The sequence below is a fragment of the Candidatus Nitronauta litoralis genome, assembly GCA_015698285.1.
Taxonomy (GTDB): domain Bacteria; phylum Nitrospinota; class Nitrospinia; order Nitrospinales; family Nitrospinaceae; genus Nitronauta; species Nitronauta litoralis.
In genome coordinates this window covers 1,049,228-1,075,050 of record CP048685.1, presented here as the reverse complement: position 1 = coordinate 1,075,050, position 25,823 = coordinate 1,049,228, and the positions used below count along the sequence as shown (strand labels likewise).

The following is a 25,823-nucleotide window of genomic DNA, read 5'->3' as shown; positions in this document are numbered from 1 at the left end:
TAATAAAAGACCTCTGACATGGATCCTGTAAGTCATTATAATTCAAATACATATTGTAGGTGTAAACAGGCATGATATCAATAAGATATGAGTGAAATTTGTAAAACGATCTCTTTGGGACAATAGAAAATGATGTTATTAAGAGTGCAGAATGAATATATTAAGGAGAGTGAGTGAAGATCTGGGTGGATGCGGATGCTTGTCCTACGGCAATCAAGGATATTTTAATTCGGGTGGCAGAGCGGACCCGGATTCCCGTAGTTTTTGTAGCCAACCAATGGATGCGCCTGCCGGAATCCGACGTTATCAGTTTTGTACGTGTCGAGCATGGCCCGGATATTGCCGATGACAAAATTGCCGAAGAATGCAGGACCGGTGATCTTGTCATAACTGCAGATATACCCCTTGCCGCCCGCACCGTAGAAAAAGGAGTGCAGGCATTGGATCCGCGGGGAACGCTTTATGATCAGGAAAATATCCGGCAGAAATTAAGCATGCGCGATTTTATGGATACCTTACGGAGCAGTGGTGTCGAAACCGATGGTCCGAAAAGTTTTAATCCAAAAGACAGTTCAAAGTTTGCCAACGCACTGGATAAGTTTATTGCGAGGAGATGAAGAGGCAAGGCTACGATTTGTTTTTCCCAAGGTGCCAGGCAAAAATATTTCTTATGCTTTAAAGAGGATTACCGCAGCTTTAGTGCCCCGAAGGGGCAGATCCAGAGGTACCATCGGGCGTTGCCCGGCTGGATTGCTTCGTCGCAAGGGCTCCTCGCATTGACGGACACTTTGTTCCAAAATTTTCCACTTCTTCAAAGGTCTTCGGGTGAGGGGGCTTCGCGGGTGGATGCAGGCGGGAACAGAATGCCCTGATTGACCGCGTACCGCATCCAAAGTCTTGTGGAAATTGGCTTCCATGGTTTTTTTAATTGTTAGTCAGTGAAATCCCCGTGCGCCGCAACAGGCGCGATGATCCGCATGCGATCGTGGATCGAATCATAAACGCACGTCAACTTATTGCCTCTAAATGTCATCATGACACGGTTGGGAAAAACTTTTGATTCCTCCGCAGCCTCTACCAGAATCTCGACCATGGCCTGAGGGGTCATGACCCGAATCTCCGCAGACATTTCCTGGACAAGGGTAAAGACGCTAACAGAGCTTAAGTTTTTCGATGAAAAAGAGTCAGTCGCTAAAGACGGTGACGCGTTTGGAACAATCATCATGAATGAAATAATTTCATTCCCAAAATCAAGTACCGTTTTGATTGACGTGGAAGCGAATGGAGGAACCGGTGACCCGGCTTCTCCCCATATAGTACAATACAATTATCCAGAGACCATTAAGGAATAACAATGTGGTCGATTGACGAAAACTTTCTGTCCCACGAAGTAAATCGAAACTTTGATTTTCTATATCCTTAATAAAGAAAGTTAACCCAATACCGAGGAAAATAGAGATCAGACTGATCACTTGATAAAATGTAAATGTTCCATTTCCTCTATAATCTGAACGAAAATATTCTGAAAACACGCGCCACGCCTGGGAAAAAGAAAGGGCTACCAAAAATGCAGCCGAAGGATGCCCAGATAAAAATATTGTTAAAGAAATTAGTCCGGTGAATACAAGTACAATAGCTGTGATGCCCTGTACCGGTACCACCGGGATTCCCTCCCACCCTTGCGCATAGGCGATTTTTTTTGTTTTACCTTGAAATACAAAATGGAAATGATCGACCACCCTGCGTAGCCAGGGTGGACAATCTTCCACACGTTTGCCATAGCAGCACCCGAAACTGATACAACCAAGCCTACCCAGGCCCTCACCAAAGACATAAGCGATCATAAGCAACGTCAGGGCATTCATAGGATCAAAGGCGGTTCCAAGCGCGTCGCCTGAGATTTGGTTGATTAAGATAACGCCGGGCCAGGCGACTACCAGTCCTGCGGCAAAAGCGCCGCTCGTTGTGAAGGTATTTGGTTTTTCCTCCACCCAACGCGCTATGATCTTCGCCGAAGGAAGTGCCCACGCCAGAATCCACGCGATCAGAAGAAGTCCCTTTAGGGTATTCCATCCAAGGCCTCCGAATAGAAAAATAGACAAAGCCGCCGCCCCCGTCACCCCATTGGCGACGAGGAGCCCGTACCAGGTGATGTTGAGGCCATCCCAGGAATCGCCACTTCTTTTTTTTATTGGAAGGACAGCCAGAATTTGCCTGGACTCGCCCGGTAAATACTTGAAGCCCCAAATTAAATACGAAATTAATGCGATAGAAAGAATGAATAAAAAAACCAGATCAATGAAAGACATTGTCTTATTCGACTTCCTTTGCTGTGGCCACCCAGGAACGGACCTTGATATCTGTTTCAACCAGGGGTTTGCCAAAACTTTTGGTAAAACGGCTTTGAGCCCATGGATGGCGTTGATTGAATAAAAGACGAGGGTTAAAACAGATTCGATTATTTTCAAACATCAACACCGTTGTGCTGCTCCCCGGTCGGAAAAGGCTCTTTGGCTGCCCTCGTTTAAGAAACATTCCAGAAGCAATTGGAACGGGATTATCGTACCGCTCTGCCGAGTAGCATTGTTGGATATCCCCAATCATCAAGGCCACGACTTCAATCATGGCTACCATACCCACTCCGGTTCCACCAGGTACATCTGTGTTTATGATGGTCACCGAACGTTTATTTTTAGAATAGGGTGTGACCAGATGAACGACAGCAGTAGGGTTGCAGGAATGGTAGTTGCCGGGAATATCATAGACATCGACCACACGGCCAGCGACGGGCAGGTGGTTGAAATGGTATTTTTCAGGAGTAAGGCGAAATATTAAGAAACTTCCATGGCGAAAGGTTTCGAGCCATTGGGTTTTGTCTTTTGCCAGCAGTTCTTCAAAATCAAAAAACTTGTTTTTTATTTCAAGTAAGGAGTGATCATCGAACGAGCCTGCGATGACCCGCGAATCCGCAGGCGAGACCACACAATTACTCTGTGTGGGCATGGGTCGTGTTTCCCAATAGCGAATCTTGCGTTCAAATACCTTCCCTGGAGTGTCTAGCCGGTGGGGGGGCTCCATGCATTCATCAAGGTTAATGCGGTTATTCCGGAGCCAACGCCTCTGTCCACAAAGACGAGCCCCCAGTTTTGTTTCAAAGTTTAAAAAACCCAAAATACTGGACATTCGGGCATTGGTCACTGCCTCATACATCAATGGGATGCGTTCACGCAGATCAGAATAAATGAACCGAATAAGGGGATCGCCAAACAATTGTTCGGTCAAAACCTGGCCGGTTTCACTGTCAATATACTGATGAGTTGGAACCGGTGATTGAGAATCTGGTTTTCTGGTCCGATTGTTCCCGTTCATAGGTAAATGTCCAGAGGAGAAGTTTCATTAAAACCTCCAACCGTATCGGGTCGAGGGTTCCTTCATTAAATTGGTTAAGAGTTTCTTGAAAGCGGATCCCTCCACGATCTCCCTGAGATTGGCGGAAAAAGGCAGGATTATTGTTTTGAACAAAACGGCTGAGAGGCGAACCACTCTCGAAACCTTGCTGCAGGGCGGCCATCCCTTCATTAATGTAACGTTGCCGAAGCGGTTCCCGGTAGACTTCCTCCGCCGCCAGGTTAAAATCCTCTGCTGACAACTTGAAAGGGTGACTTACTCCAGTGGCTTCAAGAATTCTGTGATTCAGTTTCCCAAAGGCAGAAGCCATATCAGGTTCTTTTACACGCAATGATAGGTCCTCAAGAGTCTCATTCATTCCAAGCAAATCGGCCAGGTCACTTGCTTCTTTTTTCAAGTAGTCAACACAACACCGGCGAAACTCGGCCACATGAACACGAAGGTACCCTGAATAGCGACTGCTTTGGCGGACTCCTGCTGCCGGGCGAATCAGGTTTTTTAGAAAAATATTAGGAGATTTGCCCCGTATAAAAAAGGTGGGTAACCCTATGGCAGAAGCAAAGGCCACTTGTCGCCGTTCACTTTCTGCAAATGGCGTGTCCGGAATTGAACGGTGGGTGATCCGTCCAGTTGCAACAAGGCGAAACGCCATCAGCAGAATCAACTGCTTGAGATTGATGGCATGTGCAAAATCTTCTTTCAAACTATCGAACAGGGAAAAAAACCGGCTTTCGAAACCTGAAAATCCCATGACTGATTGAATCCGTTGTCTGCAAAAAAGATACAAAGGCATTTTTTCGTGGAAAACACCAAGATGCATGAGATCTTTGGCAAGACGCTCCTGGTTTCCCTGAACACCGTTCAATGCCGGGAAGTTTTCGGTGCTCATCAAACACACCAGATAATCGAGCAAGCGCCAGTCGGGAACATAATCCCCATGAAGACCGAACAGGGTACGGATGGTTGAATCAATCCAAAGAGGCCCAAAAGGAGTGATCGGTTTTTGAAACAACTTCATCCGTGCCTTTTTTTTCCACCGACGCCAGATCATTCGAAGATGTGTGTAGTGCAGTTCATGAGCCAGAAACCCCAAGGCCTTTTCAGGATGAAAATCCATAAAGTCCAAGCGGTAGGGTGCTGCACTGTAAAGGCCAACGAACAGAGGCAGAAAATGCTCGTATACTTTAATTACCAGATCACCAACATATTTTTCATGTTTCTCCGTAAACCCGGAAGCGGGATCGGTGAGTGCGGCACCCAGCCTTAAACTCCCCAGACTCACGTGGGTGCCATTATTCGCCAGGCTGATATTTGAAATATTGGGGAGCGTAATCAGGTTGTTATTCAAGATTCCTGACTCGCGCAGTTTGTTCAGGGTATTGAGCTGGCTGCGGCTCAATACCTCGTGACACAATCCCATGTAAGCGTGTTTATCTTCTCCACGATTCCAACCCGAAAGGCAGGGGCTCATAAACAATTCGCGGTAAAACGAGTCTGGTATGCATTCGTTGAGACGCTTTTGACGTACAGGAGCATGCGGAGAAAAAAATACAATCGTTTTTTGTCCGTTTTCCTTTAATTGGAAGGTTTGATCGGCATACAAAACAAGTGTTTGAGTGAAAAGAAAACGTAGTGACTTTTCCCGCGCAGCAGCGGATCCGCAATTCTCATTTAATTTCGTAAATTGAACATAGAAGGAGTGGGTCTCAGGAGAGGTGTTGTCGTTTAAAAAATGGTCGAGTAGTTTTATGCCTGTGGAACGGCAGGCAGCGTCCAGGTTTTTGGTTCGGCCCAGGAAATCCGCCAAAGACAATTTCAAAAGGTAACTGACCGGAACGCGTAGCCAGGACTCCCCGTTTTGTTTAAATAGAAAGCGATCCTGATCGGAACGCGGTTTTGATTGAGGGTCCCCACGATTTTCTCTTAAGTCGGTTTCAAGCACATCCCGGGCAAGCCCGCTCAGTCGATCCACCTTAAATCGAACCCAGCTGTTTTCCCAAACTTGATTCTCATTGTCGGACAGATAGGCTTCGATGCCAGTCCGTGTTCGTGGATTGGTCTCTCCTGTTTGGCAGCGTTTGATTACATTGGAAAAGAAACTCGATTGCTGGATAGTTAAGGGCAGGTCAACCGAACCGGGAGCCCCAACCACCGCAGTTTGCAATTCACTTTCAGAGCCCACGGTAGTGTCCTTCAGGGAAAAGGGCAGGGTTTCAGCGAGCCGATGACCACTGGAGAAATCGACCCCCAAAGCAGAAAAGGCCTGTTTGAGGGAAATCGAAATATCTTTTGAGACCGGCCCCGGATCGAAGGTTTTGGCGTCTGGTCTCAAGTCAAACAAAACGGTTTGGGGTTTCAGGAGTCAACCTTTCCCAGGATTCAATTGCCCCAAACTACAATTTTTTTATTATGATTAGGTTTTCAAATAGTTAGAAAACAGGAAGGAATTTATTCAGCATTTAGCTGGTATAAAAATGTTGAGGGATTTAAAAATGGTTTTGAATCGCCCTCCTCATGGTGGTGCGGCAAAGCAGGGTGAGTTCGAACTCAAACAGTAAGGTGCGTCGGATTTTACGTTGCTCTCCGCGAGGAGTGCGCCTGGCAGGATTCGAACCTGCGACCTACGGATTAGAAGGGTTCAAGTCAGGATTTCGCTTTAATTCCTGATTCTTCCTAAACCATTTATATAATTCAGCTTTTGGGATTTCACCATTTCTCAACAGTTCCGGGAAATGATGGGAATTACTAGAAAATTCCGGGCAGGATTACACACGAATTACACCTAACAGATTAAGCCGCTACATTCAGAGGAATAACTGAAATCAAACGTAGTAAAAAAAAAAGAATTGCCCCTTTAACACGATCATCCCTTGACACGGACACCGCTAATGGATGACCCTTTAACTTAACCTTAAATGGGAATTGTGGATGTCATTTCTGACTTGGATTTCGCTCGACAAGGGAACCATAAATTATTTTTGTTTGCGGGTCTGTAAAAAAAATAAAACGTTTAGAATTTAAATCAAACGAATGAATTTTTACTTTCAAGTTTGAAAGCGTTGGGAGTATTTGTAAAAGTTCATTAAATCCATCAAAATCATTTCCTGCGGTTTCAAATCTTCTGGAATAAATTTCTTGAATTTCTTTCCCCGGTACTGGCGCGGACACCAAATAGTCCCTCATTTGATTTAAACTATCAGAATAAGGGAAGTTTTCTACTTCAGATAATAGTTTTAAAAATCGATGTTTATCAATTATTTTCATGGTTTAGTAACTTTTGCTCCTCTAAAACCACCTCTTATCAACACTTCGGCCTCCTTAAATTTATCTGGCGAAGTAGTCAATCCTGAACGAGGAATTCGTTTTTCAAGTATAACCCCATTATGGCCGGAAAAGCGCTCGGCAACGTTTCGGTTATTTGTGGCTGATACAAATTTACTCTGAGTAATACCCTCATTATGCAATTCTGGACTACTATGCCCGGAAATTGGGCTTCGTGGTTTAGCAATTCCCTTTTGAGCATTTGCAAATCCAGGATGGGTAGGGTTAACTCCCCTAAAAACAGTAACTAATTCATCATCGGCAATTTTACCACCGTTTCCAAATCCAAAAATTCTTTTTACGGACGAAGAGACCTTTTCAAATGCATTTTCAAAAACTCCATTGAGGTAAGATCCTGCACTTTTAAGACCAGGGATTTTATTTAAAAAACCAGCCGCTTTCCCAACAGGAAGTGAGTCAACTGAAACGTCTTCAATTTTGTCCCTGACATCCTGTCGGGTGCAATCCCCACATAATATTCTTTTAAAATCCGGCCCAAAACCGTTATCCATAAATAAAGGGGTCAAATCTTTATTTGACTGCATTTAAATACTATTGCCACACTTGTAGGTGGCGCGCCTGGCAGGATTCGAACCTGCGACCTACCGATTAGAAGGGTTCAAGTCAGGATTTCGCTTTAGTTCCAGATTCTTCTTAGCGTGTTTATATACTTAGTGTTGGCGCATGTTGGCTGTTCTCTAAAACTCCCGGAAATGAAGGTGAGTTGCATTAAATTCCAGGCAAGATTACACAAAAAGCTGTTACCCTTAGTTGTGGGTGCTGGATGCCGCATGCGGCTTACCGTTCTCGTACTTGAAATTTCCTACGCCCGACTTGTGGATGATATTGCCAATCGTTGAATAGTAATACGCCTTCGCGAAGTACGTGGTGGTGGAGTGCTGAAAAGTACTGGAGGAATATCAAGTATTTTGCATGACTGTAAAGGAAAATGGTTCTTACTGCATTTAATAATTCTCTAATATTTGACGTAGTTTATTTCGTAATCTTTCTAATTCTTTATTAACCGAGACCTCATCTTTCACAACATGCCCGTTATCTTCACTAATCCAAACATCATTAAGGCTCCCCATGCCAGCAAACATATTTCGTTTGATTTCTGATAATACAGATTGATTACCGCTTGAATCATCAGATGATAATTTCTCAAGTTCTTCTCTATATTTTTTCGGAATAACAGCGTACCCGACTTTACAAGATTCAAGAAGCAACTCAATTTCTCGAAGAATATCGGTAGTTTCTCTTAAAATCATTTGAGAACCCTCGGATCTTTGATAAACACTTGAGTAGCTCCAGAAGGTCCGCCCTTGACCCTACCTACGAAGATCTCTGTATCTTTAGGGATAGTAAACTTATTTAAAGTATCTGCGGTCGCGCCTTCTGGTAATTGCAGAACACGCTGTGCATCTTGAGGAGAATCAATTTGCCGTAGAGTTTGACGCGTAGTTAAGAACCGACCTTTAGGATCAGAAACTCCACCGGAAAATCTAAAGGCATCCGTATCATTCTCTAGTACTCTACGTTTAATCGTACCTTCAAATGTCTCTACTGGAACACCGTCCAATCCCTTCTGTACAATATTACCACCGTTTCCAAATCCAAATAAACCTTTGGCGAACGAAAAGCCTTCATCCGCGACACCCTTGAGGTATGAGAAGGCTTTTCCGACAAACGGAATTTTAGCAGGGTTTACTGAATCAAGGAACAATCCAAACAAAGCTGCTTCAATTGCGGTTTGGGTACACTCCCCACACAATTCTTCATTGAAATCTGGACCAAAACCTCTATCAAGGTCTGAACCCTGCGAAATCCATGTAGTATTTTCGAAAGACGCCTGATTTATATTGGCTATTCCGGGGGTAAATGTATCCCCTAAATTTTCCCGGTTAGAACTGTGTGCAAATTCTTGCCATTCACCAAAATCAGCCTGCAAAATAAAGCTGAGGGAACCACCTCCAAGAGGAACTTGATTTCCACCAATAGTGAAAACAAGCTTTCCGTCGGAATTAGTCACCAGATTGTCTTCCCAATGAAACCCACTCGGGTCGGTGAAAGAAAGGGGATTGTTGTTGACGTAGGTGTAGCGGTTGAAGGATTGAAGATTCTCCGGGAACTGGACGAACGGATCGGCGGAGAGGAAGCGTCCGAGGACCGGGTCCTGCACGCGACCGTTCATGTGAATCAATCCCACATGATCGAGATGCTCGTGCCCGGTGAAGCCGCGCTGTGTGGTTGCGGGGGATGTAACGGATGCACCGTAGTCCACCCAATCCGTGTTGTTACGCCTTCTGCCGTGCGCGTCGTAAGACAATTCATCCACAGCGACGCCCGCATCATCCGTGATCACCACCACAGAACCCAGATGATCCCGGTGCAGGTAGAACGTGCCGACTGGCGTTGGGCTATTGCCAATGACCTCCGTCGTCTTGTAAATGGCAACGGTGCCACCACTGCCAGGCAAATAATGCGTGTGCGTGTAGGTTGTTACGCCCGGATCGATCTCTTTCTCGTACAAACTACCCGCGTAATGGATTTTTCTGCCGGTATCATCAGTTTGGACAATCCGTGCACGATCCGCTCCGTAATCGAACAGGGATGATTTATTACCGCCATAATTAATGTAGGTGGGTTTATCGAAAGCATTATAGGCCAACACCTTTGTTGGCAAAGCCAGATTGGAACCACTCGCCACCATGTTGCCGTTGCTGTCGTAGGCGTAGAGGGTGACAACGCCGTTATTGTCGGTACTCGACACCGCATGCGGCTTGCCGTTCTGGTACAGGTAATTCCCAACTCCCGACTTGTGGATGAGATTCCCGATCGCGGAATAGTAATACGCCTTCGGGTAGTGCGTAACGTTGGAGTTGATGACCGTAGACATGGTCATCCGGTTTAGTTCATCGTAAGTAAACTTCTCGGTGAGGGGATCATTATTACCATCAAGTTGACGGTGGTCACGACGCTCCTCGAGGTTACCCACAGCATCGAACAGGAAGCTCATATCCTGCCTGTCCGTTGGGCTTCCGAGCCCCGCCTGGATTTTCTCAATAAGGCTGGTTTCCGCCTTGTACTGCCAGGTATTGGTGATGCCGTTGCCTAACAGGGCTTCTTTCAACTGGCCCTCGGCGTTCATCTCCTTAACGACCCAGACCTCCTTGTTTCCATCACTCTGGTTGATCACCTTTTCCAGATACCCGGTATCGGCTGTGTATTGATTTTCAATAATGACACCGGTGGGATAGGTGAGTGTTTCCAGCCTTGAGGCGGTGTCGTAAGTCGAGGTGTAGGTGTAGGCGACGCCTTCAATTGTATGCGTGACGGTGGACGACCGGCCAACACTGTCGTAAGTGTAGCGGCTTTCCTCGACACCTTTACGCTTCACCGAATCCAGCTTGCCAACACCATTGGCCGCCAAGTCATAAATCCACTCGGACTGCTCCGGAGTACCGTCTGCATCGTCAATCCTGAACCGGAGTCTTCCCAACAAATCATATTGGAATGTTGTAACCTGGTGCTTGGCATCTTTCTGCCAGATCAGTTCATCGGCAGCGTTGTAGGCGTATTGGGTAGTTCCAGTATCTGGATCAAATAGAGAGGTTTTGCGTCCCCGGATGTCGTAGTTCATGTAGGAGGTATTGCCTGCGTTGTCCATGGTGGCCACCAGGTTGCCCTGTGTGTCGTAGAAATAAAAGATGTTCCCATTCAACGCATCGGTGACCTGCACAAGTTCACCACGAACATTACTGAATCGGGAGGTTGTATATCCCCGCGCGTTGGTAGTATCGACCTGGAGCGGGAAGTAGGCCATATTGGTCTCTGATGCGTCGGGATGAATCTGTTTGGTCGGACGGTTCAGGAGATCGTACTGCGTTTCGTTCCAGTACACCGTTTCATTTTCAAAGTAAGGTTTGGAAACTTTGACAACACGGCTAAGCGCATCGTATTCCGTATCGGCGAAAATCTTTGTTCCGTCGAACCCGATGGTTTGGGTTCGGATGGCCCGGCCAAACTTGTCCGTGATCTCCGTTACATCCGGCTGTCCGCTTACCTCTACCTTGACCCTGTTGAATCCACCGGAGATGCCGCAATCGATTGGGCAAATTTCAAGCGTGGTGGTGGCGCTGGTGCCGTCTGCGCGGTTCTCCAGCGTCTGGCGACCGAAGGTATCGTGCACCCATGAAGTAACGAGTCCATTGGGTCCGGTCAGTTCTGTTTGAACACCGAATGCCGGATTGAACAAAGCAGTTTCTGAATGGCCTTTTGCGTTTGTGGTTTTGTAGGGAAACAAACCGACGATGGAGCTTGGGTCATTGGTTGGATCAACAAAATCCTGTTGCGTGATACGACCGGCTGGATCTAGTTCTGGTCCGGTAACCTTTGCTTCTATCTGGTTGCCATACGCATCGTATTGATAGGTCGTTTCATGTCTTAAATCCGAAGTTGGATTGTTCGGATCGTATTCCAGGACTTCCTGGTGTAGCAGGCCGTTATTCGGGTAATACCAGAAATTGACCGAGCGGGTTGAGGAGCCTTGAGAGAAAGGCGTGCTGGTATTGATGGCGAGGAACTGGCCATTGTTGTTGGAATCACTTAAAGCCACATTGACACTGAAACTCAAAGGATCGGGATTGGTATAGAGGATGTCTGCCCTTCCGGCGGTGTCACCGTCAAAGTTTCCGACAAGAGGAACGTAGCTAGACCAATCGTCCGTGCTCAAAGTAGAATAGATTCCGACGCCGAGAACTCCCTGGCTATCTGCCAGTAGAGTGTAAACATCGGCCCCAGCTGCGGTGGGGTTTTCAAAGATTACGTCCGTTTTGCCGTTACCATCAAAGTCACCGGGGAACGCATCCCATCCGGGGCCGAAGGTACCCGCCGTAAGGGAAATCGTAGCAACTCCAAAAGCCCCATTCCCTCCTGATAAACTGGTGATATTTTCGAGACCGTTTGCGGTCACCTTATAATAGGAAACATCCGTGCCACCATCGCCATCAAAATCGCCTGTGATGGGTTTCCAGTTTTTATCAATCGCATAAGGGTAGGGATTGGAGGGGACTGGGGTTAGGCCAAACTTACCATTGCCATCACTCAAAAGAGTTTGATGATGAATCCCGGAAGGATCGTTGAGAATGTAATAGGAAAGGTCCGTCCATCCATCATTATTGAAATCGCCGACGATAACATCGTTTTGTCCCCACCCGCCCCAGCTTCCAGGAATAGTCGTACTTTCCAATTGACCGAACGTTCCATCTCCTTGGCTCAAGACTACATAATTTCCGATAGCTGTGTCGTAGAGTAGGGTGAAGCAGATATCCGTTTTCCCACCGTTATCAAAATCCCCGGTAACCGCTTTCCAGGCTCCACCCCAACTGCCCGCGTATTGCGTGAGCTGAGTGGGATGAAAACTGCCATCGCCAACTCCCCTTGCGACATGAATTTGAATTCCTGAAATATCAGCAAGCGCATAGGCAATATCTGTAAAGTTGTCGCCATTAAAATCACCGGTCAGAAAAGTGAGTTGTGAAAAATTCCCAACCTCAGAAACACCGAGAGTGGCATCACCAAACGTACCATCTCCATTGGAAAGTGCGGTGTAGACCCGCACGCCCAGATCACCGTGCCCTTCGTAAATCAGGTCTTCGCTTCCATCACCGTTGATATCGCCTTTTACCGTCTGGTAATCCATGTTGGTGAAGCCGGATGCATTTACCGGTGCAATCAGGGTTGCACCAGATTGGGTGACCTTCGACTCCTGCAACATCCCCAGTATCCAGTTGGCGGTGTCGTTGTAATAGAGGTTATTGGTTTCAGTGATGAAGATGTCATCTCCGCCAGACAAAGTCACCTTGGAAACTTTGGTGTTTCCGTAGTTATCAATATCGGTTTGTTCTGTTGTTTGGGTCGAAACCAGGCTTCCATCCAGCTCATAGGATTTCTGGGTACTGGTTTTGAGGTAGGGGAAGTTCAAACCTTCAAGTAACAGGGAATCGAATTGATTGCCCGTTTCGCTGATGAGCAGGTTGTTACTTGTCTGTCTGGTTTCTGTGCGCCAGACCCGGCCAACGAAAGGAAAATCCTGACGGTAGGTTGTGGTCGTTCTCGTCCCTCGGGCAACATCGGTTGCTTCAATATAGGTGAAACACAGGAATCCACGCCCCTGTTTATGGATTTTGGCTCCAGTGTATTTATAGGTCGTGTCGTTTGTGTTGGTACCTATTCCATTTTGTTCCTTGCGTTCCTTCAGAACCCATAAAGGACCGGTGTAGTCAACAATTGGAAAACTTCCCCCACTGCCTTTGGTGTAAACCGTGGAATCAGTCAGAGGGGCGTAAGTAAAAGTAGTCGCTTTCCCAAGGCTGTCTGTAACCGAAATGATTTTATTGGCCGCTTTGTTGCCTTCTGCTATTGCAGTGCGATAATAAACTCCCGAACTTGGAGAGCGTGCAAGTAAAGAAATATCCGCTGCCCCATCGCCGGAAAAGAGTCCCGACCAACCGTCAACATCGAAATCAGACGTATCCTGACCTTGATCCAAATGATAGTGGTTTGTCGCACCAAATAAACCATTTCCAAGACTTAAAGCAGTATAAAGGTGAGTGCCGTCCGTATCTCCTTTTCCAAATCCCAAGTCGGCTTTACCGTCACTATTAAAATCACCTAAAATCAATCTGTAACCTGAATCAGGCAAACCGGGCGAACCCGCAATTTGAAAAGTTGTAGCTGATAAATCTGAAAATTTTTCATCACCCAGGTTTAGGATGGTATAAACTCGCACAACAGAGGTATCAAATCGAACGAGAAGTATATCTACCAGCCCATCTCCATTAACATCACCGAAAACCTTTTTAACATCTGGCGCGTCACTACTAAGACCATTAATAGTTTCTATCCCTTTCAAGGGGAGGAAAGCACCCTGCCCATTACTCAATGAAGTATCAACGCGGACAGGATTAGAACCACTTGTGTTGTGTTTAATAATGACTACATCTGTATTTCCGTCACCATTGATATCTTGAAAGAAAGTATCAGACTTTGAGAATTGAGGCATCGCCGGGGCATAAACCAGAGAACTATATAGAGTGCCAAAAGTGCCAACACCATTTCCTACAGAATGGTAGATTCTTACATTTTTACCATTTCCGACAACATCCCCTCTCTCAATAATAAGGTCATCAATTCCGTCACCATTGATATCTCCTACTCCACTAGTTCCAGCGTATCCAGAAAAACCCGAACCAAGCACTGTCGTGCTCAGGCTTGTTTGGAAAGTTCCATTACCCAGTCCCAAGCTGACAAACATTTTCTTTTCTTGGGCTGGTCCAAAATGTGAGTTGTATAAACAGGACACATCGGTTAAACCATCCCGGTTAAAATCGCCATACATTACTTTGCATTGGTTGGTGGAATACGACCCGGAAGATGTCGTTTGTATGGATGATGAAAAATTCCAACCATTGTTCAAATTGGCAGAAATTGATAGATTGGGCGATCCCCCTGCATAAATCACATCATCCCGGCCATCTCCGTTGATATCCCCTCGACCAAATACTCTTTGTGCGCTGAGGGTATCTACATCGGCATATTGGGTGTTCCCGTAAAATATTCCCGTATTCTCTCCTTCCCATCCAAATGAAATAGGAGCTTTGCATTCTGGAGTGGCATCGCATTCTGTGATGGTTTCCAGTTTTGAAGGGATGATAGCTGTCTCAGCTTTATAAGCGAGATCGTAACTTTTCACCAGGTTTTCATCAACATAGGTTTTTATCGACTTCAAACGATAGAGTTGCTGAATCTTACTTCCACCCTGATACCGAGGTGTGGCATCCAGTCGTGTTTCGTATTCAAAACGCACGGATGAATGCGGCAGGCTACCTGCTCCATCGTTCCCGGAATAGTTAATGCGCTTTATACGAAAAGAGCCGTCTGCAAATTCCTCATCGTATTCGAACGTCATGTAGTTGCCACTGGTGTCCATAATCTTTTCCAGTGCCCACACCCTGACGGCATTATCACTTCTACCCTGTGCTTCAATTTTTGAATCCGCATTGTAGCCATAAACCAGAAGCTGTCCGGAACGGTTGTACGCCTGAAAATAGGAGGGACCGCCTCCTGCACTTTGATAAGATTTTACCTGGGTGAAATCGTTTATCTCGGTACGATATTCAGTTTCATGCGCTCCATATGTGCCGCTAATTGCCATCAACCGTTTTCCATCCATACAAAACTTGTCCGTGGAGTCATAGTCAACTGGATCCGAAGAGGTATCTTGAGCAAGGGTGGCCGGGCAGCGCGTGATAACCGAAAGGCCGCCCAGCATCCAGCCCATTCCCAATAAACCGTTTCCAGAATGACTATCGTATTTTAAAGACAGGTTGGGCTGCATGCCTCCGCGTCCTGGTGGCACCTGAATGGGGACGGATAAATTAACCGCGCCGGATTTGGCGACCGCATCCTGAATAGGAGTTGCTCCGGGTATTGTGGCGTTGGCGTAATTACCAATTGGCATTAGCACTAAAATAGAAACGACAAGACAGGTCAGGAATAACGGGAACTGTTTGCGCAGCATGGGGTAACTTTCTTAAAATGGTTTTTTTTTACAGGATTTTATTTAAGTCCGATTATCCGTATAGGTTTATTTTGCTCCACTAAACCAATCTTTTAAGAAACCCAAGTCTCAAAATAAATTGCTTAAACCATCCATTTATTTAGACATCCAAATTTTCTGAGCTTTAGAAAAAATGGAAGTGAATGGGGACAAAAGGTTCTAAAAAGCCTATTTATTTGCCCAACAAGGAGTAGCCTTGAAAAACCTTTGCAATTTCCTAAAAATTGGATTCTTTGAAAAATTTGGTTAAGAGAAAAATAAATCAGGAACTGTGAATCTGTCAATCCTGAAACCAAAAGTAAATCTATATTGGATTTCAAAATTTATTGGATATCAATATGTTGAGGTAAGAATTTTTTTTCTTTGAAAGGAAAGTGTAAAGTAAAGGGGTCATCTTTATTGACTATATTTAAATACCATCCACCGCAAGGTGGTGCGCCCAAGCAGAGTGAGTTCGAACCCAAACATTAATGTGCGTCGGATTTTACGTTGCTCTCCGCGAGGAGCGCGCCTGGCAGGATTCGAACCTGCGACCTACGGATTAGAAGTCCGTTGCTCTATCCAGCTGAGCTACAGGCGCAATATTGAATATGGGGTCATTCTATCCCAAAAACGGGTGTTTCGAGAATCTCTATTTTCCCAAATATTTAAATTGTCAGGCTCGGCTCCCGCCTACTTTAATGCCTTCTTTAGTTGCCACCCCACGTTGATCTTTTTAGTGCAATGCTTGAAGATGGCTTCCCGGAACGGCATTATCTCCACATTATCGGTCAGGATCCCGGCTTCGCTGCAATTGATCACACTGACCGGAAATTCCCGCTTCCAGGTAGTGAACGCCCAGTTGAACCACTGTTTTGATACCGACATCGATTTCAAGGTCGGCAGACTGACTCCATTCATATCCTCTTCATAAACGATATTTTCCTGCTGACGGTTCATCGTGCCGTCCAGGGTTTCCTGTTCGTTTTCGCCGAGCCGACTGTATATTTTTGTTTTGGGGTAAGACAAATCCTGACCGAGAAACAGAATAGGATCGCACCCCAGTTCAAACGCAAGATGATACGCCACCGAGAGCACGCTGCCTCCCGGTGTCAACGCTCCGATTCTTGGAAGCATGTTGGCAATCTGGGTGAGAATGGGGATGTCGGGCGCGTGTTGATGGTAAAAAATAACGCCGCCCTCCCAGATATCCAGCACACGCGGGTGCACAATTGTTGGCGCGACCAGAAAAACATCGCGATGCGAAACGCCGGAGAAAAACTTGGTGATCTCCTCCTGCGGGTCGAGGCACACCGTCATCGCCGGGGTGATGCCATGCGCCACCAGCGGTTTGTACGCCGCATCCGATGCCAAAATCACTGCCTTGTCCTGCGCCTCCCGCAGGTAATGGATGTTTTTATCGAGTGAAGGTCCAGCACCCACCAGAATCGCGGGGATTTTTTTCAGTTTCCGTGCCAGTTTGGCCACGGGGGGGTGACGATTGATCGCCGCCTGATTGGCCTGGAAATTATCTTGCCAGAGTTGTTGAAAGCGGGCGTGGGTGGCGTTTTTGACTTCGTTGATGTGGGTTTCGTTTCGCATCCCGCTTAATGTAACAAATTCCCCGGATATAAGAAACGCGCTTGCCAGGCAAAAAAAATCCGGCCCCTCAGAAAGAGAGGCCGGAGGTTTGAATTCTGAATCCTGAGAATTTTGCGTGGGCCATGAGCCTGTCCATATTTTATCTGGACAGGCGAGTTGCCGCAGGAGAATTATATAAGGTTCAAAGCCCCCTGTCGAAACTATCTTGTTAAGTTGACCGTTTCAGACAACAGGTCATCCGTCGTGGTAATAACCCGGGCCGAAGCCTGGAACGCCTGCTGAGTGGTGATCAGGTTGACGAATTCGTTGGCGAGGTCAACGTTGGAGAGCTCGAGGCTCTGCCCGAGTACGGACCCGAAACCACCCGTGTTGGCGGTCGCGATGATCGGCTGACCCGACTGGCCGGATTCTGCGAAGATGTTCTGTCCTCTCCGTGTCAAACCGGAAGGTGCCAGAAAATCTGCGAGCGCGATCTGGAAAAGCTGTTCCGACTGCCCGTTGTTGAACAGGCCGTTGATGATACCGTCTTTGTCGACACCTAATCCCACAAGTGTTCCTGTCGGGAATCCATCCTGAACAATCGAGTTGTTGTTGGATGGCGCTGCGAAGGCAGTCATCTTTCCGTTGGTGCCACCGGTATTCGCGTCAACCAGGTTCCAGGTCAGGGTCTGCGCGGCGGCCGGTGGATTCGCTGTTGAAAAGTCCAGCGAGAAGGTCTGATTCGCGATGCTGCCTCCATTGATGCCGGACAATTGTCCATTGGTGTTGAAGTTCAAGGTACCGGAAGCACCGGCGGAAATAGTTCCCGCTCCTGCCGGCAACGAAGCACTGTAGGTCCAGTTGTTGCCACCCGCCTGCTTGGTGAACTGAACGCTCATGACAACCTGCGCACCGGCACTGTTGAACAGGGAAATCGGTGAGTTAAAAGTAACACCGGCGGAAGCCGCACCGTTCAGGTTGGCTCCCAGCGTGAAATTGGTCGATGCGTTGGGTGCAGATTGAACCCCGGCGAGGTCGACATCTTCAAGAGTGGTTCCCACCACGCCGTTGGTGATGCGATGTCCCTGCAGGATTTGTCCACTCAGCAGTTGCACTTCACCGTCGTCGTTCAAACGGAACTGACCGTTACGGGTGTAAAAATTTCCCTGCCCGTCGTTAACGATAAAAAACCCGGAGCCGTCGAGCGCCAGATCCAGCGAGCTGGAGGACGTTTCGAACGAGCCCTGGTTGAAGTTCTGGATCGAGCCGAGGAACTGGGTACCGCGTCCCACCTGAGACGTGGTTGCGCCATTCGCGAGGATCGTACTGAACAGGTCGCCGAACACACCTTTACTGGCTTTAAAACCGATGGTGTTGACGTTGGAAATGTTATCACCCAGGATGTTCATGGCCTGGGAATTGGTCTGGAGCCCCGAGACCCCGGTGAATAGTGATCCGACTAATGACATGACGCTCTCCTGCTATAGACTAGAGTGAAGAAACCCGGGTGATTTTTCCTGCTTCTATTTTCTGACCGTTAACGATGGCATAGGCCACGCTGTTTTCGAAGACGACATCGCTCACGACGCCGGAAGTGAACGTATCGGTTTCGATAGGTTCACCTTCTGCATCAATCGCCCGGACCTTGAAGTTGTAAGAGCCGGGAGGTGCCTCGTTGCCGTCGCCGTCTTTACCATCCCACACTTTCAGGTTGGTTCCGGCCTCGTTGTTTCCATTGAGAGTGGTGACCAGTTTGCCTGCCGGATCGAACACATCGACGAATACCGAATCGACATCTTCCGGCAGAATGTAACTCAGGCTGATGCTGTCGCCTTCATCCTGCAGCTCAAAGTTGCTGCCCGGTACGTCGACCGCTTTCCCGATAAGCCCGATCATTGAAGAATTGCTGAGTGCGTTTTGCGACTGGTTGATTTCTTTTAACGTGTCGTTAACGTTCGTGATCTGCTCCAGGCTGCTGAACTGTGCGAGCTGCGCACTGAAGTCCTGCGCTTCCAGCGGATTCAACGGATCCTGCGCGCCAAGTTGCGCGACCAGCAATTGAAGGAAGTCGTCTTTGCCCAGCGATTTCTGTGCTGCGGCTGGAGTTTGGGAGCCTCCTGTTTCAGCGATGGGGGAAAGTCCTGCGATCATGATCTTACCTTTCAGGCCTGCCGGGCGTTATGCAAACAGGCTGATGGATTGCGATGGATGAATGAAAACGGGTGAACGTCCCGGAGGAATATCTTCTGGAACGAGATTCAGATTTAATTCGTTACCGTGCTGGGAACCAAAGAAACGCGCCTGGCTCTGGCCTTCATGACGCTGATGCGGCATGGGCTGTCCCTGGTTTCCGCCAACCAGTACAGTGAAGCTGTCGACCTTGATGCCCTGAGTGTTTAGAGCATCTTTCAACTGTGTCAGGTTGCTTTCAATTGTTTGTTTGACCACCTGGTTTTCCGCAACCAGCGTGGTCTTTACGTTCTCACCGGAAGTCGAAACGTTCATGCGAACGGTGCCGAGCGACGGTGGATCGAGTTTGATGAAAATTTCTTTCTGCTGACCCGCTCCGCGGATCGCAAACTTGTCGATGATCTGTTGGGCAATCGGTTTTTCAACCAGGCCGCGCGGTGTAACGTTAGCCGGGTTGTTCACACGTACCGTTTCCGTCGTGCGGGACGACGCTTCACTCACACTGCTGATCGGTTGAGTTGATCCGCTGTCCGTCAACGGTTGAGCGTGCAGGCCTCCGGTCTGTGGTGTGTTGGAAACAAATTGCAGTGCGACTGCTGGAGATTTCGCGAGTAGTGGATTTGTTGCAGCCTGCTGCGCCAGGTTGGTGGCGGTTTCCTGCCCGGTAGACGCGTTGGCGTTTTGCAAGCGCCCGCCCAGCAACTGGTTCAGAGATTTATTCTCCAATGAGTTTGCAGGGCCTTCCTTGACTAAATTTTTGTCTTCCGTGGCGCGGGCGATCTGTGTTTTGAGTTCGTTAAAATCTTTTGAAACGTTACCCTGACGCGCCGAAGCCAGCAGTTTCTTCGCTTCTTCCGGGCTCAGGCCGGCTTCTTCCAGAATGCCCTGCAACTTGAGTTGCTGTTCGCCGGATTTGGTGGCCGTGTCTGTCAGGCTGGTTTTTTGCTGGAACAGGGAAGCCAGCGTCTTTAAAGGATCTTCACCTTTGCCAGCACCGGATTTGGTTGCCGCATCGGCCAGACCTTCAACATTGGCGAGTTGACTGAGCAGTCCGCCCAACGCTTTGATGACGTCTTCCGCATTTGGTCCCTGTTTGATCGTGCTCAGGATGGTGTCGATGCGTTCCTGGTCGAGATTGAGATCCTTCAACGCTTTCACCAGTTTCTCTTCAGGAGAAGCCGGTTTTTCACCCGTGCCGAGAGCGCGGTGTTCTTCTGGAAGTTTCGCTTTTGCAGACGCAATGGCCGGCCCCGTCTCCGGATTACCCACCGCTTCACGAGGCTGGGTTTCAGGACGGGTATTATTCGTTGTTTCCGCAGGATGTTGCGATTCACGCGAGCGGGCGAGGGTATCGTTGAGACGTTCCGACCGTTCAACATCACGCGGCTTGGTATCCGAGGCACGTTCCTTACGGGTCGAACGCTCCAGATGCGGCTGGTTGACCTCGCGATCAAGGTAATGATCAAACTTCGGCTGACCCTGCTTGTCCGGTTTAATCAACCGGTCTGGAGAGTCCACCGCCTTTTGAGGCGCGAGAAGCGGAAACTGAATTTGGCTCGGGTTGTTCATATTTTTAATGTGCCACTCGTTATTCTAAAGTTTTCTTTAAGGGCAATTCGTGCGCCCTTTTCAAGGACGACTTATGGCCTGAAACCTTTTTGCTTAATGCTTTTGACGTGTCACTCGTACTCTTGAAATTTTTCAACTTTAAAAATATTTAAGACTCCTGAAGAATCCCACCTTTGTTTTTGTCTTTTAAAAAGGGTACCCGGTACTTTAGCCGGGTCTCCTGCGACCTAATAAGCAACGCTCGTGCCAAAACCGGCGCCCTTTTGTAACGCATTAAAAATTAGCGATTTATAGAGACAGGGAAGTGGGGGTGGGGAGGAAAAAGCCTGCAAGTTTTGCCCGGCAGGTAAAATCTTGCCGCTTACTTGCACTTGTGCGAACCAGCACTAGAGTTACGAAAAATGGCAGGTTGCGAGACAGCGGTTTTATTACCCCTTTATTCTTTTTTTATTAAAGGTTAACAGGGGGGGTATTTTTTAGAACGAGCAACTTTTCTCATTTGAGGTGCCGGACCAGATTTGGCCGACGGGGAACATTCACTGGCGAGCTCTTCGACACGGGCACTTTCACCCGTTTCCATTTTTTGCTTCAGAGCTAATACAGTCGCTTCGGCTTCGGAGATGGTTGCGCTTTCATTCAGATCAAGAGCAGTGGCCAGAGTCATTGGGATCGTTTCAATGACAACTACCTTCGTCTAATGCTCGTAATCGATAACGAGATCATTTTCACGATTGCTGTAAACATCAATAATTTTCTGAACGACTTCCGGAGTTATTTCAAACTTCCGGCCCTGTCCATCCTGCAATATTCCGAGGGGTGCGATCTGGATAAATTCAGGAGCCTTTGAACCCAGTTGAGAAATTTTAAGAGCGTATAGTTCATCCATTATTGAAAATCTCCTGTCAGGTAATCGTCCAGTACTGCGGTCATTTCATCGAGGTCCTGATCCTGCAACACCAGGTAAGGTCTTGCGGGAATGTCGACCTTTTTCCCGCGTCCTGCCTTACCTCCAAAATTGTGGATAGCTGCGTAGATCATGTTGGTTCCCCATTGAACCGAATCAATGTCGGCCTTTGAGCTGATCGAATTCAAAAGGTTGCCCTGACCGATCAGGATTTTTTTTCCATCCAGTCTTTTCTGACCACGCTTGGTCAAAGAACCGTCTTTTTTCTTTCTGAATTTTCCTTTGCCTTTTTCACCAAACGCTTCACCACCAAGCAGGGTGACAATAGAGAGTGGTTTCCATTTTTTATCGCCGCCGCGCCATGAACCCGCTTCGGAATACCTGCCACCAACCTCAAAGTTTTTGGTGATCGAAGCCAGGCCGATTTCCCCGAACTCCTGCATGACTGGAGTCAGGTTTAAAAGTCTGGCGTGAAGCCGTTCCAGCTTTTCATTCAGGCTGTTGTCATCGACCACAACGTCAATAAATTCAGACTCACTTGCCATCTTTTGTCCCCGGCGTTAAAATATTTGCATGGGTTCGGGTTTGGCACCCCGGATGTAGGGCGCAAGCCTGAACTGTGCAGAGCAGGACCACGTTCCAAAAGCTCCGGCACAAGCCGTGACAGGCGTGGCTGTTCACAGGCGAAGCCATCATTCCCTCCCCCACACTAGTACCCCCGTTCGCATGTGATTCAGGTTCGACTTTTTGGACCTTGAAAAAAAATCAAACCCGATCCATTTTCCTTTTTCAACATTAGCAACCAGTGTCATGGTTCTGTTTTTATCGAGCTGAATCGACTTGACGTAACGGCGGCGCAAAGACACCTTTCCTGTCGCGTCTTCCCGAGCAAACGACACCCAAACCTCATAAGGATCTTCAATTGTTTCCTGGATGAACGGGAAGAAACGCTCCCGCCCATCAATTCTTTTTGGGTTTTCGATGATGTGATCGGCAATCCCCTGATTGACGTTCACAAAATCTCCGAACGGGTCTTGATACATTGCCTCTTCACCGCCAATTCCATCGCGCAATACCTGGCGCACTTCGGGCGCGCGATCAACTGCCGGTCCTGCTGACCGCCTGGGCGCGTCGACCGGAACCGTTGCGGGCCGTGCCCAATCACCTGGGCCGCCAGATGGCAGTGTTGTAAATTTCCCGGCTGCAGCGCCATCTGCCAGGCGTTTTGTTTCTACCTGTCCCCAGGCGGCGCGACCTGGATTGTAGTCCCAAAATTTGCCGATGCCGCTGGGAAAGGTGTGCTCTTTACCGGTTCGGGGATCTTTCCATTTGTAGGTGCCGTTTCTTGGCGCGTCGTCTAAAATTTGCAAGCCATCGCGTTCCGCTTCACGTTTTGACACCGAAACTTTTTTGCACTTGCAGCCCCAGTCATTGGGCGGGGTGTGGGTGTGCCACCAGGGGTGATCGAGCGGCAAAACGGTGTTGTGCCATTCAAGATGTTCCGGCCTGGGCTCAACTGAAAGTCCGGCGATGTATCGGGCATAGGGCCTTCGCGCTTTAGTGCGTTGCATCTGCGCTTCTGCACCTGCCGCGTGGGCGGTGCAGTAATCCAATTGAGGCGATTGATAACGAATTGACCAAGGCTGGTGCGAAGGGAACACCTGAGCTAAAGTATTGCGTCAAATATGTAGGAGAGCCTGCGTGGGATGAAATTAAAGATTGTTACGAGCTCCGCAAAAACTAGGTTTATATGTGCCCTTTTCACTCTCAAAAAAAATCTTGATATAACTGTAAAAATACCCTGTTTTTTGCCGATTTGGTTTTTCACTTAAAACGAGAAATTTTTTCCCCTGCCCTCTAAGTCCCTATATTTCCTGGACTTTCCCGCTTTTTTTATAAATCTAATAATAACTGCAAGCCTATAGTGTGCGTTGCTCTCTGAAAGGAAATTGTAATTAGATCCCGGTTATATGACTGACCGGTTTCCCAATGTCTTACCGGAGGGTGGTGCGAATGGACGGAGAGGGTTCATACCCGAAAAATACTGCCTGCCAGGTTGTACGTTGCCCACCGCTAGGTGGTGCCGAAGAGAGGACTTGAACCTCCACGGGGTTGCCCCCACATGGTCCTGAACCATGCGCGTCTACCAATTCCGCCACTTCGGCATATCAAGAGGACCCTAAAAATAGCACAGGCTGGAGCGACTGTGAAACTCTTTTTTTGAGAATATTTCGGACCTTTTTCTTCAGACTTCCGGATCCATTTCCGCAATTTTTTTAAGTGAAATATGGTCGTGCACGATAAAGTAAACCCCACCGATCGTCACCACCAGCATATTCAATCCCCACGCCACAAATCCAAAACTCACTGCAGCCAGTTCCGCTTCATTCATGATTTCATGGAGCGCTATCAATACCCCCGCGTTAAACGATCCCAGAAAAGCCGGAGTGGGCAAAACAGTAATCAAAATACAAATCATGAGAGTCAGCAGGATTGGGGAAATAATCGAGGTGTTGTTGAGGTCGTAGGCAAAATAAAGAGGGTAATAAGCGAGAACGATAAGTGTCCACACCAACACCGTAGACAATGAAATAATGATGAGAGCTCGGGGATTCCTCACCACTTCAAGTCCGTCACCGAAAGACCGAATCAGGCCTGAAAGTTTTTCCTGCCAATTTTCGGGAAACGGTTTCAGAAACAGGCCAACAAGGTCCATCGCCAGGTCGCGCTTCCAGGTCAAAAGGAAAATAAATCCGACAAGTGTAGATACCAGTACCAGACTCAACAGGCCGAATTGAAAAGCCAGGTCTTCTATTGTGATTCCCGACCAGGATGCACCACTCTCAAAAACTTCTCCCTGGAACATCAACACCCAGGTTAACATTAATAGCAGCATGAGCATGTCGAACAGGCGTTCAATCACAATGGTGGCAAAAGAACTGGCGAACGAGATATTTTGTGATTTTCCAAGAAGATAGGCCCGGACAAATTCTCCGGCCCGGGCTGGCAATACAGCGGCCATAAAACCAACCATCAACGGGGACAACAATTCACGAATCCTGACCGGTTTGATAGGGCTTACCAGGGCCTGCCAGCGATAAACCCGGGCCCAGTAAGTCGCCACCATCAAGAGCGTGGTCATCGCAAGGTATTGAAACTCAATCTGGGTAAACGAATTCAGAAGATCATCGACAGAAATATTTCGAATCGTATAAGCTACTGCCAGTGCTGCGATTACCAACCCGATAACAAGTTGTCCCGATCTCTTCACGTGGCCCATCCGGAAAGGATCGAGCGTGCTGTTTCAATATCGTGTTTGATCTGCTCAACCAATACCTCGGCCGAATCAAAATTTTTCTCGCCACGAATCCGGCCAATAAACGACAGTTTGATGTGTCGTCCATAAATCTGTTCTTCAAAATCAAAGATATGAACCTCTACACTTAAACGATCACGGTTAAAAGTCGGATTGAACCCTATGTTGGCGACACCATTAAATGATTTTTCCTTGAACTGCACCCGGACAGCATAAACTCCGGTGGCGGGAATCTGCACCCGACTGGTGTCCAGATTGGCTGTGGGGAACCCGATACTCCGACCGGTTTTGTGTCCGTGTACCACGGGGCTCAACAGGGAATAGGGCCGTCCAAGAAATATCGCTGCTTTTTCCACACTGCCCTCTTCAAGCAATTCCCTTACATAGGAACTGCTTACCCCCTGACCATCAATTTTTACCTGCTCAATAACATGAACCTGAAATTGAAACTCCTGTCCCAGTTTTTTAAGAAACGGGATAGTCCCTTGGCGGCCACGTCCAAAGGCGTAATCGAAACCCACTACAACTTCTTTCGCATTCAAACTGTCTACGAGAAATTTTTTCACAAACTCGCGTGGCTCAAGCTTCGCCAGGTTCCGATTGAATCTGGCACACCACACGAGGTCGATCCCGCTTTGCTCTATGAGTTCCATCTTTTTCCGAAATGTCGTGAGCAGGAGAGGTGCAGAACCAGGATTGAGAACTGTTATGGGATGTGGCTGGAAGGTGAATGCCAACCCTGTTCCTTTTTTCTGCTGGGCAATTTCAGCAACCCGACGAAAAATCATCTGGTGCCCAATATGCACCCCATCAAAGTTTCCCAGGGCGACAACGGGGTATTTAATATTCTTTGGCAGGCTGGATAAATCCCGAACAATCTTCATAACGAAATTCTAACGCATATGGGAATCACTTGGAATCATGAACTTGAA

At 47.7% G+C, this 25,823-nt stretch carries 21 protein-coding genes and 2 tRNA genes; 2 read left to right on the top strand and 21 right to left on the bottom strand.

Features of this window, described 5'->3' with window-relative positions; translation table 11 throughout:
• Window positions 1-173: 173 nt before the first annotated feature.
• Window positions 174-617, top strand: a complete 444-nt coding sequence (locus tag G3M70_04870) for a YaiI/YqxD family protein (GenBank protein ID QPJ61255.1) — start codon at window positions 174-176, stop codon at window positions 615-617.
• Window positions 618-668: 51 nt separating this feature from the next.
• Here G3M70_04870 and G3M70_04865 read toward each other — a convergent pair whose 3' ends face one another.
• The 7 genes from G3M70_04865 to G3M70_04835 all read right to left on the bottom strand — a co-directional run bounded on the left by G3M70_04865 (window position 669) and on the right by G3M70_04835 (window position 7,274).
• Complete coding sequence (locus G3M70_04865) at window positions 669-917, bottom strand: hypothetical protein (protein QPJ61254.1); 249 nt, start codon at window positions 915-917, stop codon at window positions 669-671.
• A gap of 14 nt (window positions 918-931) precedes the next feature.
• Window positions 932-1,225 carry a hypothetical protein gene (locus G3M70_04860; protein ID QPJ61253.1) on the bottom strand — a complete coding sequence of 98 codons (294 nt, stop codon included), beginning with the start codon at window positions 1,223-1,225 and terminating at the stop codon, window positions 932-934.
• 25 nt (window positions 1,226-1,250) lie between these two features.
• Window positions 1,251-2,309 (bottom strand): prolipoprotein diacylglyceryl transferase, encoded by a 1,059-nt coding sequence (locus G3M70_04855; GenBank protein ID QPJ61252.1) that lies wholly within the window; start codon window positions 2,307-2,309, stop codon window positions 1,251-1,253.
• A 4-nt stretch (window positions 2,310-2,313) separates the two neighbouring features.
• Window positions 2,314-3,369 (bottom strand): phosphatidylserine decarboxylase, encoded by a 1,056-nt coding sequence (locus G3M70_04850; GenBank protein QPJ61251.1) that lies wholly within the window; start codon window positions 3,367-3,369, stop codon window positions 2,314-2,316.
• Complete coding sequence (locus G3M70_04845) at window positions 3,302-5,749, bottom strand: hypothetical protein (protein QPJ61250.1); 2,448 nt, start codon at window positions 5,747-5,749, stop codon at window positions 3,302-3,304. Before G3M70_04845 ends, G3M70_04850 begins: the two co-directional genes overlap by 68 nt.
• Before the next feature lie 590 nt (window positions 5,750-6,339).
• Complete coding sequence (locus G3M70_04840; protein QPJ61249.1) at window positions 6,340-6,672, bottom strand: hypothetical protein; 333 nt, start codon at window positions 6,670-6,672, stop codon at window positions 6,340-6,342.
• Complete coding sequence (locus G3M70_04835; protein ID QPJ61248.1) at window positions 6,669-7,274, bottom strand: hypothetical protein; 606 nt, start codon at window positions 7,272-7,274, stop codon at window positions 6,669-6,671. The genes G3M70_04840 and G3M70_04835 overlap by 4 nt, the downstream gene beginning before the upstream one ends.
• Window positions 7,275-7,448: 174 nt before the next feature.
• On the opposite strand from G3M70_04835, the gene G3M70_04830 reads away from it, so the two are divergent.
• Entirely contained in the window at window positions 7,449-7,589 is a 141-nt protein-coding gene (locus G3M70_04830) for a hypothetical protein (protein ID QPJ61247.1), read from the top strand.
• Between the two features lie 105 nt (window positions 7,590-7,694).
• Here G3M70_04830 and G3M70_04825 read toward each other — a convergent pair whose 3' ends face one another.
• From G3M70_04825 to G3M70_04760, 14 genes are all read right to left on the bottom strand, one after another.
• Complete coding sequence (locus G3M70_04825) at window positions 7,695-8,000, bottom strand: hypothetical protein (GenBank protein QPJ61246.1); 306 nt, start codon at window positions 7,998-8,000, stop codon at window positions 7,695-7,697.
• Window positions 7,997-15,313: a hypothetical protein gene (locus G3M70_04820; protein QPJ61245.1), complete on the bottom strand. Its 7,317-nt coding sequence runs from the start codon at window positions 15,311-15,313 to the stop codon at window positions 7,997-7,999. The genes G3M70_04825 and G3M70_04820 overlap by 4 nt, the downstream gene beginning before the upstream one ends.
• A 545-nt stretch (window positions 15,314-15,858) precedes the next feature.
• Window positions 15,859-15,932: transfer RNA gene (locus G3M70_04815), tRNA-Arg, on the bottom strand.
• Window positions 15,933-16,024: 92 nt separating this feature from the next.
• Window positions 16,025-16,933 (bottom strand): motility associated factor glycosyltransferase family protein, encoded by a 909-nt coding sequence (locus tag G3M70_04810; GenBank protein QPJ61244.1) that lies wholly within the window; start codon window positions 16,931-16,933, stop codon window positions 16,025-16,027.
• Window positions 16,934-17,133: 200 nt separating this feature from the next.
• Entirely contained in the window at window positions 17,134-18,381 is a 1,248-nt protein-coding gene (locus tag G3M70_04805; protein ID QPJ61243.1) for a flagellar hook protein FlgE, read from the bottom strand.
• Between the two features lie 19 nt (window positions 18,382-18,400).
• Window positions 18,401-19,063 carry a hypothetical protein gene (locus G3M70_04800; GenBank protein ID QPJ61242.1) on the bottom strand — a complete coding sequence of 221 codons (663 nt, stop codon included), beginning with the start codon at window positions 19,061-19,063 and terminating at the stop codon, window positions 18,401-18,403.
• A 27-nt stretch (window positions 19,064-19,090) separates the two neighbouring features.
• Window positions 19,091-20,671: a hypothetical protein gene (locus tag G3M70_04795; GenBank protein ID QPJ61241.1), complete on the bottom strand. Its 1,581-nt coding sequence runs from the start codon at window positions 20,669-20,671 to the stop codon at window positions 19,091-19,093.
• 457 nt (window positions 20,672-21,128) lie between these two features.
• Window positions 21,129-21,335: a hypothetical protein gene (locus G3M70_04790; GenBank protein ID QPJ61240.1), complete on the bottom strand. Its 207-nt coding sequence runs from the start codon at window positions 21,333-21,335 to the stop codon at window positions 21,129-21,131.
• Between the two features lie 30 nt (window positions 21,336-21,365).
• Window positions 21,366-21,557 carry a hypothetical protein gene (locus G3M70_04785; GenBank protein QPJ61239.1) on the bottom strand — a complete coding sequence of 64 codons (192 nt, stop codon included), beginning with the start codon at window positions 21,555-21,557 and terminating at the stop codon, window positions 21,366-21,368.
• Window positions 21,557-22,018, bottom strand: a complete 462-nt coding sequence (locus G3M70_04780; GenBank protein ID QPJ63713.1) for a phage virion morphogenesis protein — start codon at window positions 22,016-22,018, stop codon at window positions 21,557-21,559. The genes G3M70_04785 and G3M70_04780 overlap by 1 nt, the downstream gene beginning before the upstream one ends.
• 249 nt (window positions 22,019-22,267) lie before the next feature.
• Window positions 22,268-23,188, bottom strand: coding sequence for a hypothetical protein (locus G3M70_04775; GenBank protein ID QPJ61238.1), 921 nt, complete (start codon window positions 23,186-23,188; stop codon window positions 22,268-22,270).
• A 465-nt stretch (window positions 23,189-23,653) separates the two neighbouring features.
• Window positions 23,654-23,740, bottom strand: a tRNA-Leu gene (locus G3M70_04770).
• Between the two features lie 80 nt (window positions 23,741-23,820).
• Window positions 23,821-24,846 carry a flippase-like domain-containing protein gene (locus G3M70_04765; protein ID QPJ61237.1) on the bottom strand — a complete coding sequence of 342 codons (1,026 nt, stop codon included), beginning with the start codon at window positions 24,844-24,846 and terminating at the stop codon, window positions 23,821-23,823.
• Window positions 24,843-25,775, bottom strand: a complete 933-nt coding sequence (locus tag G3M70_04760; GenBank protein QPJ61236.1) for a bifunctional riboflavin kinase/FAD synthetase — start codon at window positions 25,773-25,775, stop codon at window positions 24,843-24,845. The genes G3M70_04765 and G3M70_04760 overlap by 4 nt, the downstream gene beginning before the upstream one ends.
• Window positions 25,776-25,823: the final 48 nt, after the last annotated feature.

Excerpts from the sequence above, each read along its gene's own strand:
- G3M70_04760 (QPJ61236.1), bottom strand. The coding sequence starts at position 25,775 with ATGAAGATTGTTCGGGATTTATCCAGCCTGCCAAAGAATATTAAATAC.
- G3M70_04850 (QPJ61251.1), bottom strand. The coding sequence starts at position 3,369 with ATGAACGGGAACAATCGGACCAGAAAACCAGATTCTCAATCACCGGTT.
- G3M70_04785 (QPJ61239.1), bottom strand. The coding sequence starts at position 21,557 with ATGGATGAACTATACGCTCTTAAAATTTCTCAACTGGGTTCAAAGGCT.
- G3M70_04840 (QPJ61249.1), bottom strand. The coding sequence starts at position 6,672 with ATGAAAATAATTGATAAACATCGATTTTTAAAACTATTATCTGAAGTA.
- G3M70_04780 (QPJ63713.1), bottom strand. The coding sequence starts at position 22,018 with ATGCAGGAGTTCGGGGAAATCGGCCTGGCTTCGATCACCAAAAACTTT.
- G3M70_04805 (QPJ61243.1), bottom strand. The coding sequence starts at position 18,381 with ATGTCATTAGTCGGATCACTATTCACCGGGGTCTCGGGGCTCCAGACC.
- G3M70_04800 (QPJ61242.1), bottom strand. The coding sequence starts at position 19,063 with ATGATCGCAGGACTTTCCCCCATCGCTGAAACAGGAGGCTCCCAAACT.
- G3M70_04860 (QPJ61253.1), bottom strand. The coding sequence starts at position 1,225 with ATGATGATTGTTCCAAACGCGTCACCGTCTTTAGCGACTGACTCTTTT.
- G3M70_04835 (QPJ61248.1), bottom strand. The coding sequence starts at position 7,274 with ATGCAGTCAAATAAAGATTTGACCCCTTTATTTATGGATAACGGTTTT.
- G3M70_04825 (QPJ61246.1), bottom strand. The coding sequence starts at position 8,000 with ATGATTTTAAGAGAAACTACCGATATTCTTCGAGAAATTGAGTTGCTT.
- G3M70_04795 (QPJ61241.1), bottom strand. The coding sequence starts at position 20,671 with ATGAACAACCCGAGCCAAATTCAGTTTCCGCTTCTCGCGCCTCAAAAG.
- G3M70_04810 (QPJ61244.1), bottom strand. The coding sequence starts at position 16,933 with ATGCGAAACGAAACCCACATCAACGAAGTCAAAAACGCCACCCACGCC.
- G3M70_04855 (QPJ61252.1), bottom strand. The coding sequence starts at position 2,309 with ATGTCTTTCATTGATCTGGTTTTTTTATTCATTCTTTCTATCGCATTA.
- G3M70_04790 (QPJ61240.1), bottom strand. The coding sequence starts at position 21,335 with ATGACTCTGGCCACTGCTCTTGATCTGAATGAAAGCGCAACCATCTCC.
- G3M70_04820 (QPJ61245.1), bottom strand. The coding sequence starts at position 15,313 with ATGCTGCGCAAACAGTTCCCGTTATTCCTGACCTGTCTTGTCGTTTCT.
- G3M70_04865 (QPJ61254.1), bottom strand. The coding sequence starts at position 917 with ATGGAAGCCAATTTCCACAAGACTTTGGATGCGGTACGCGGTCAATCA.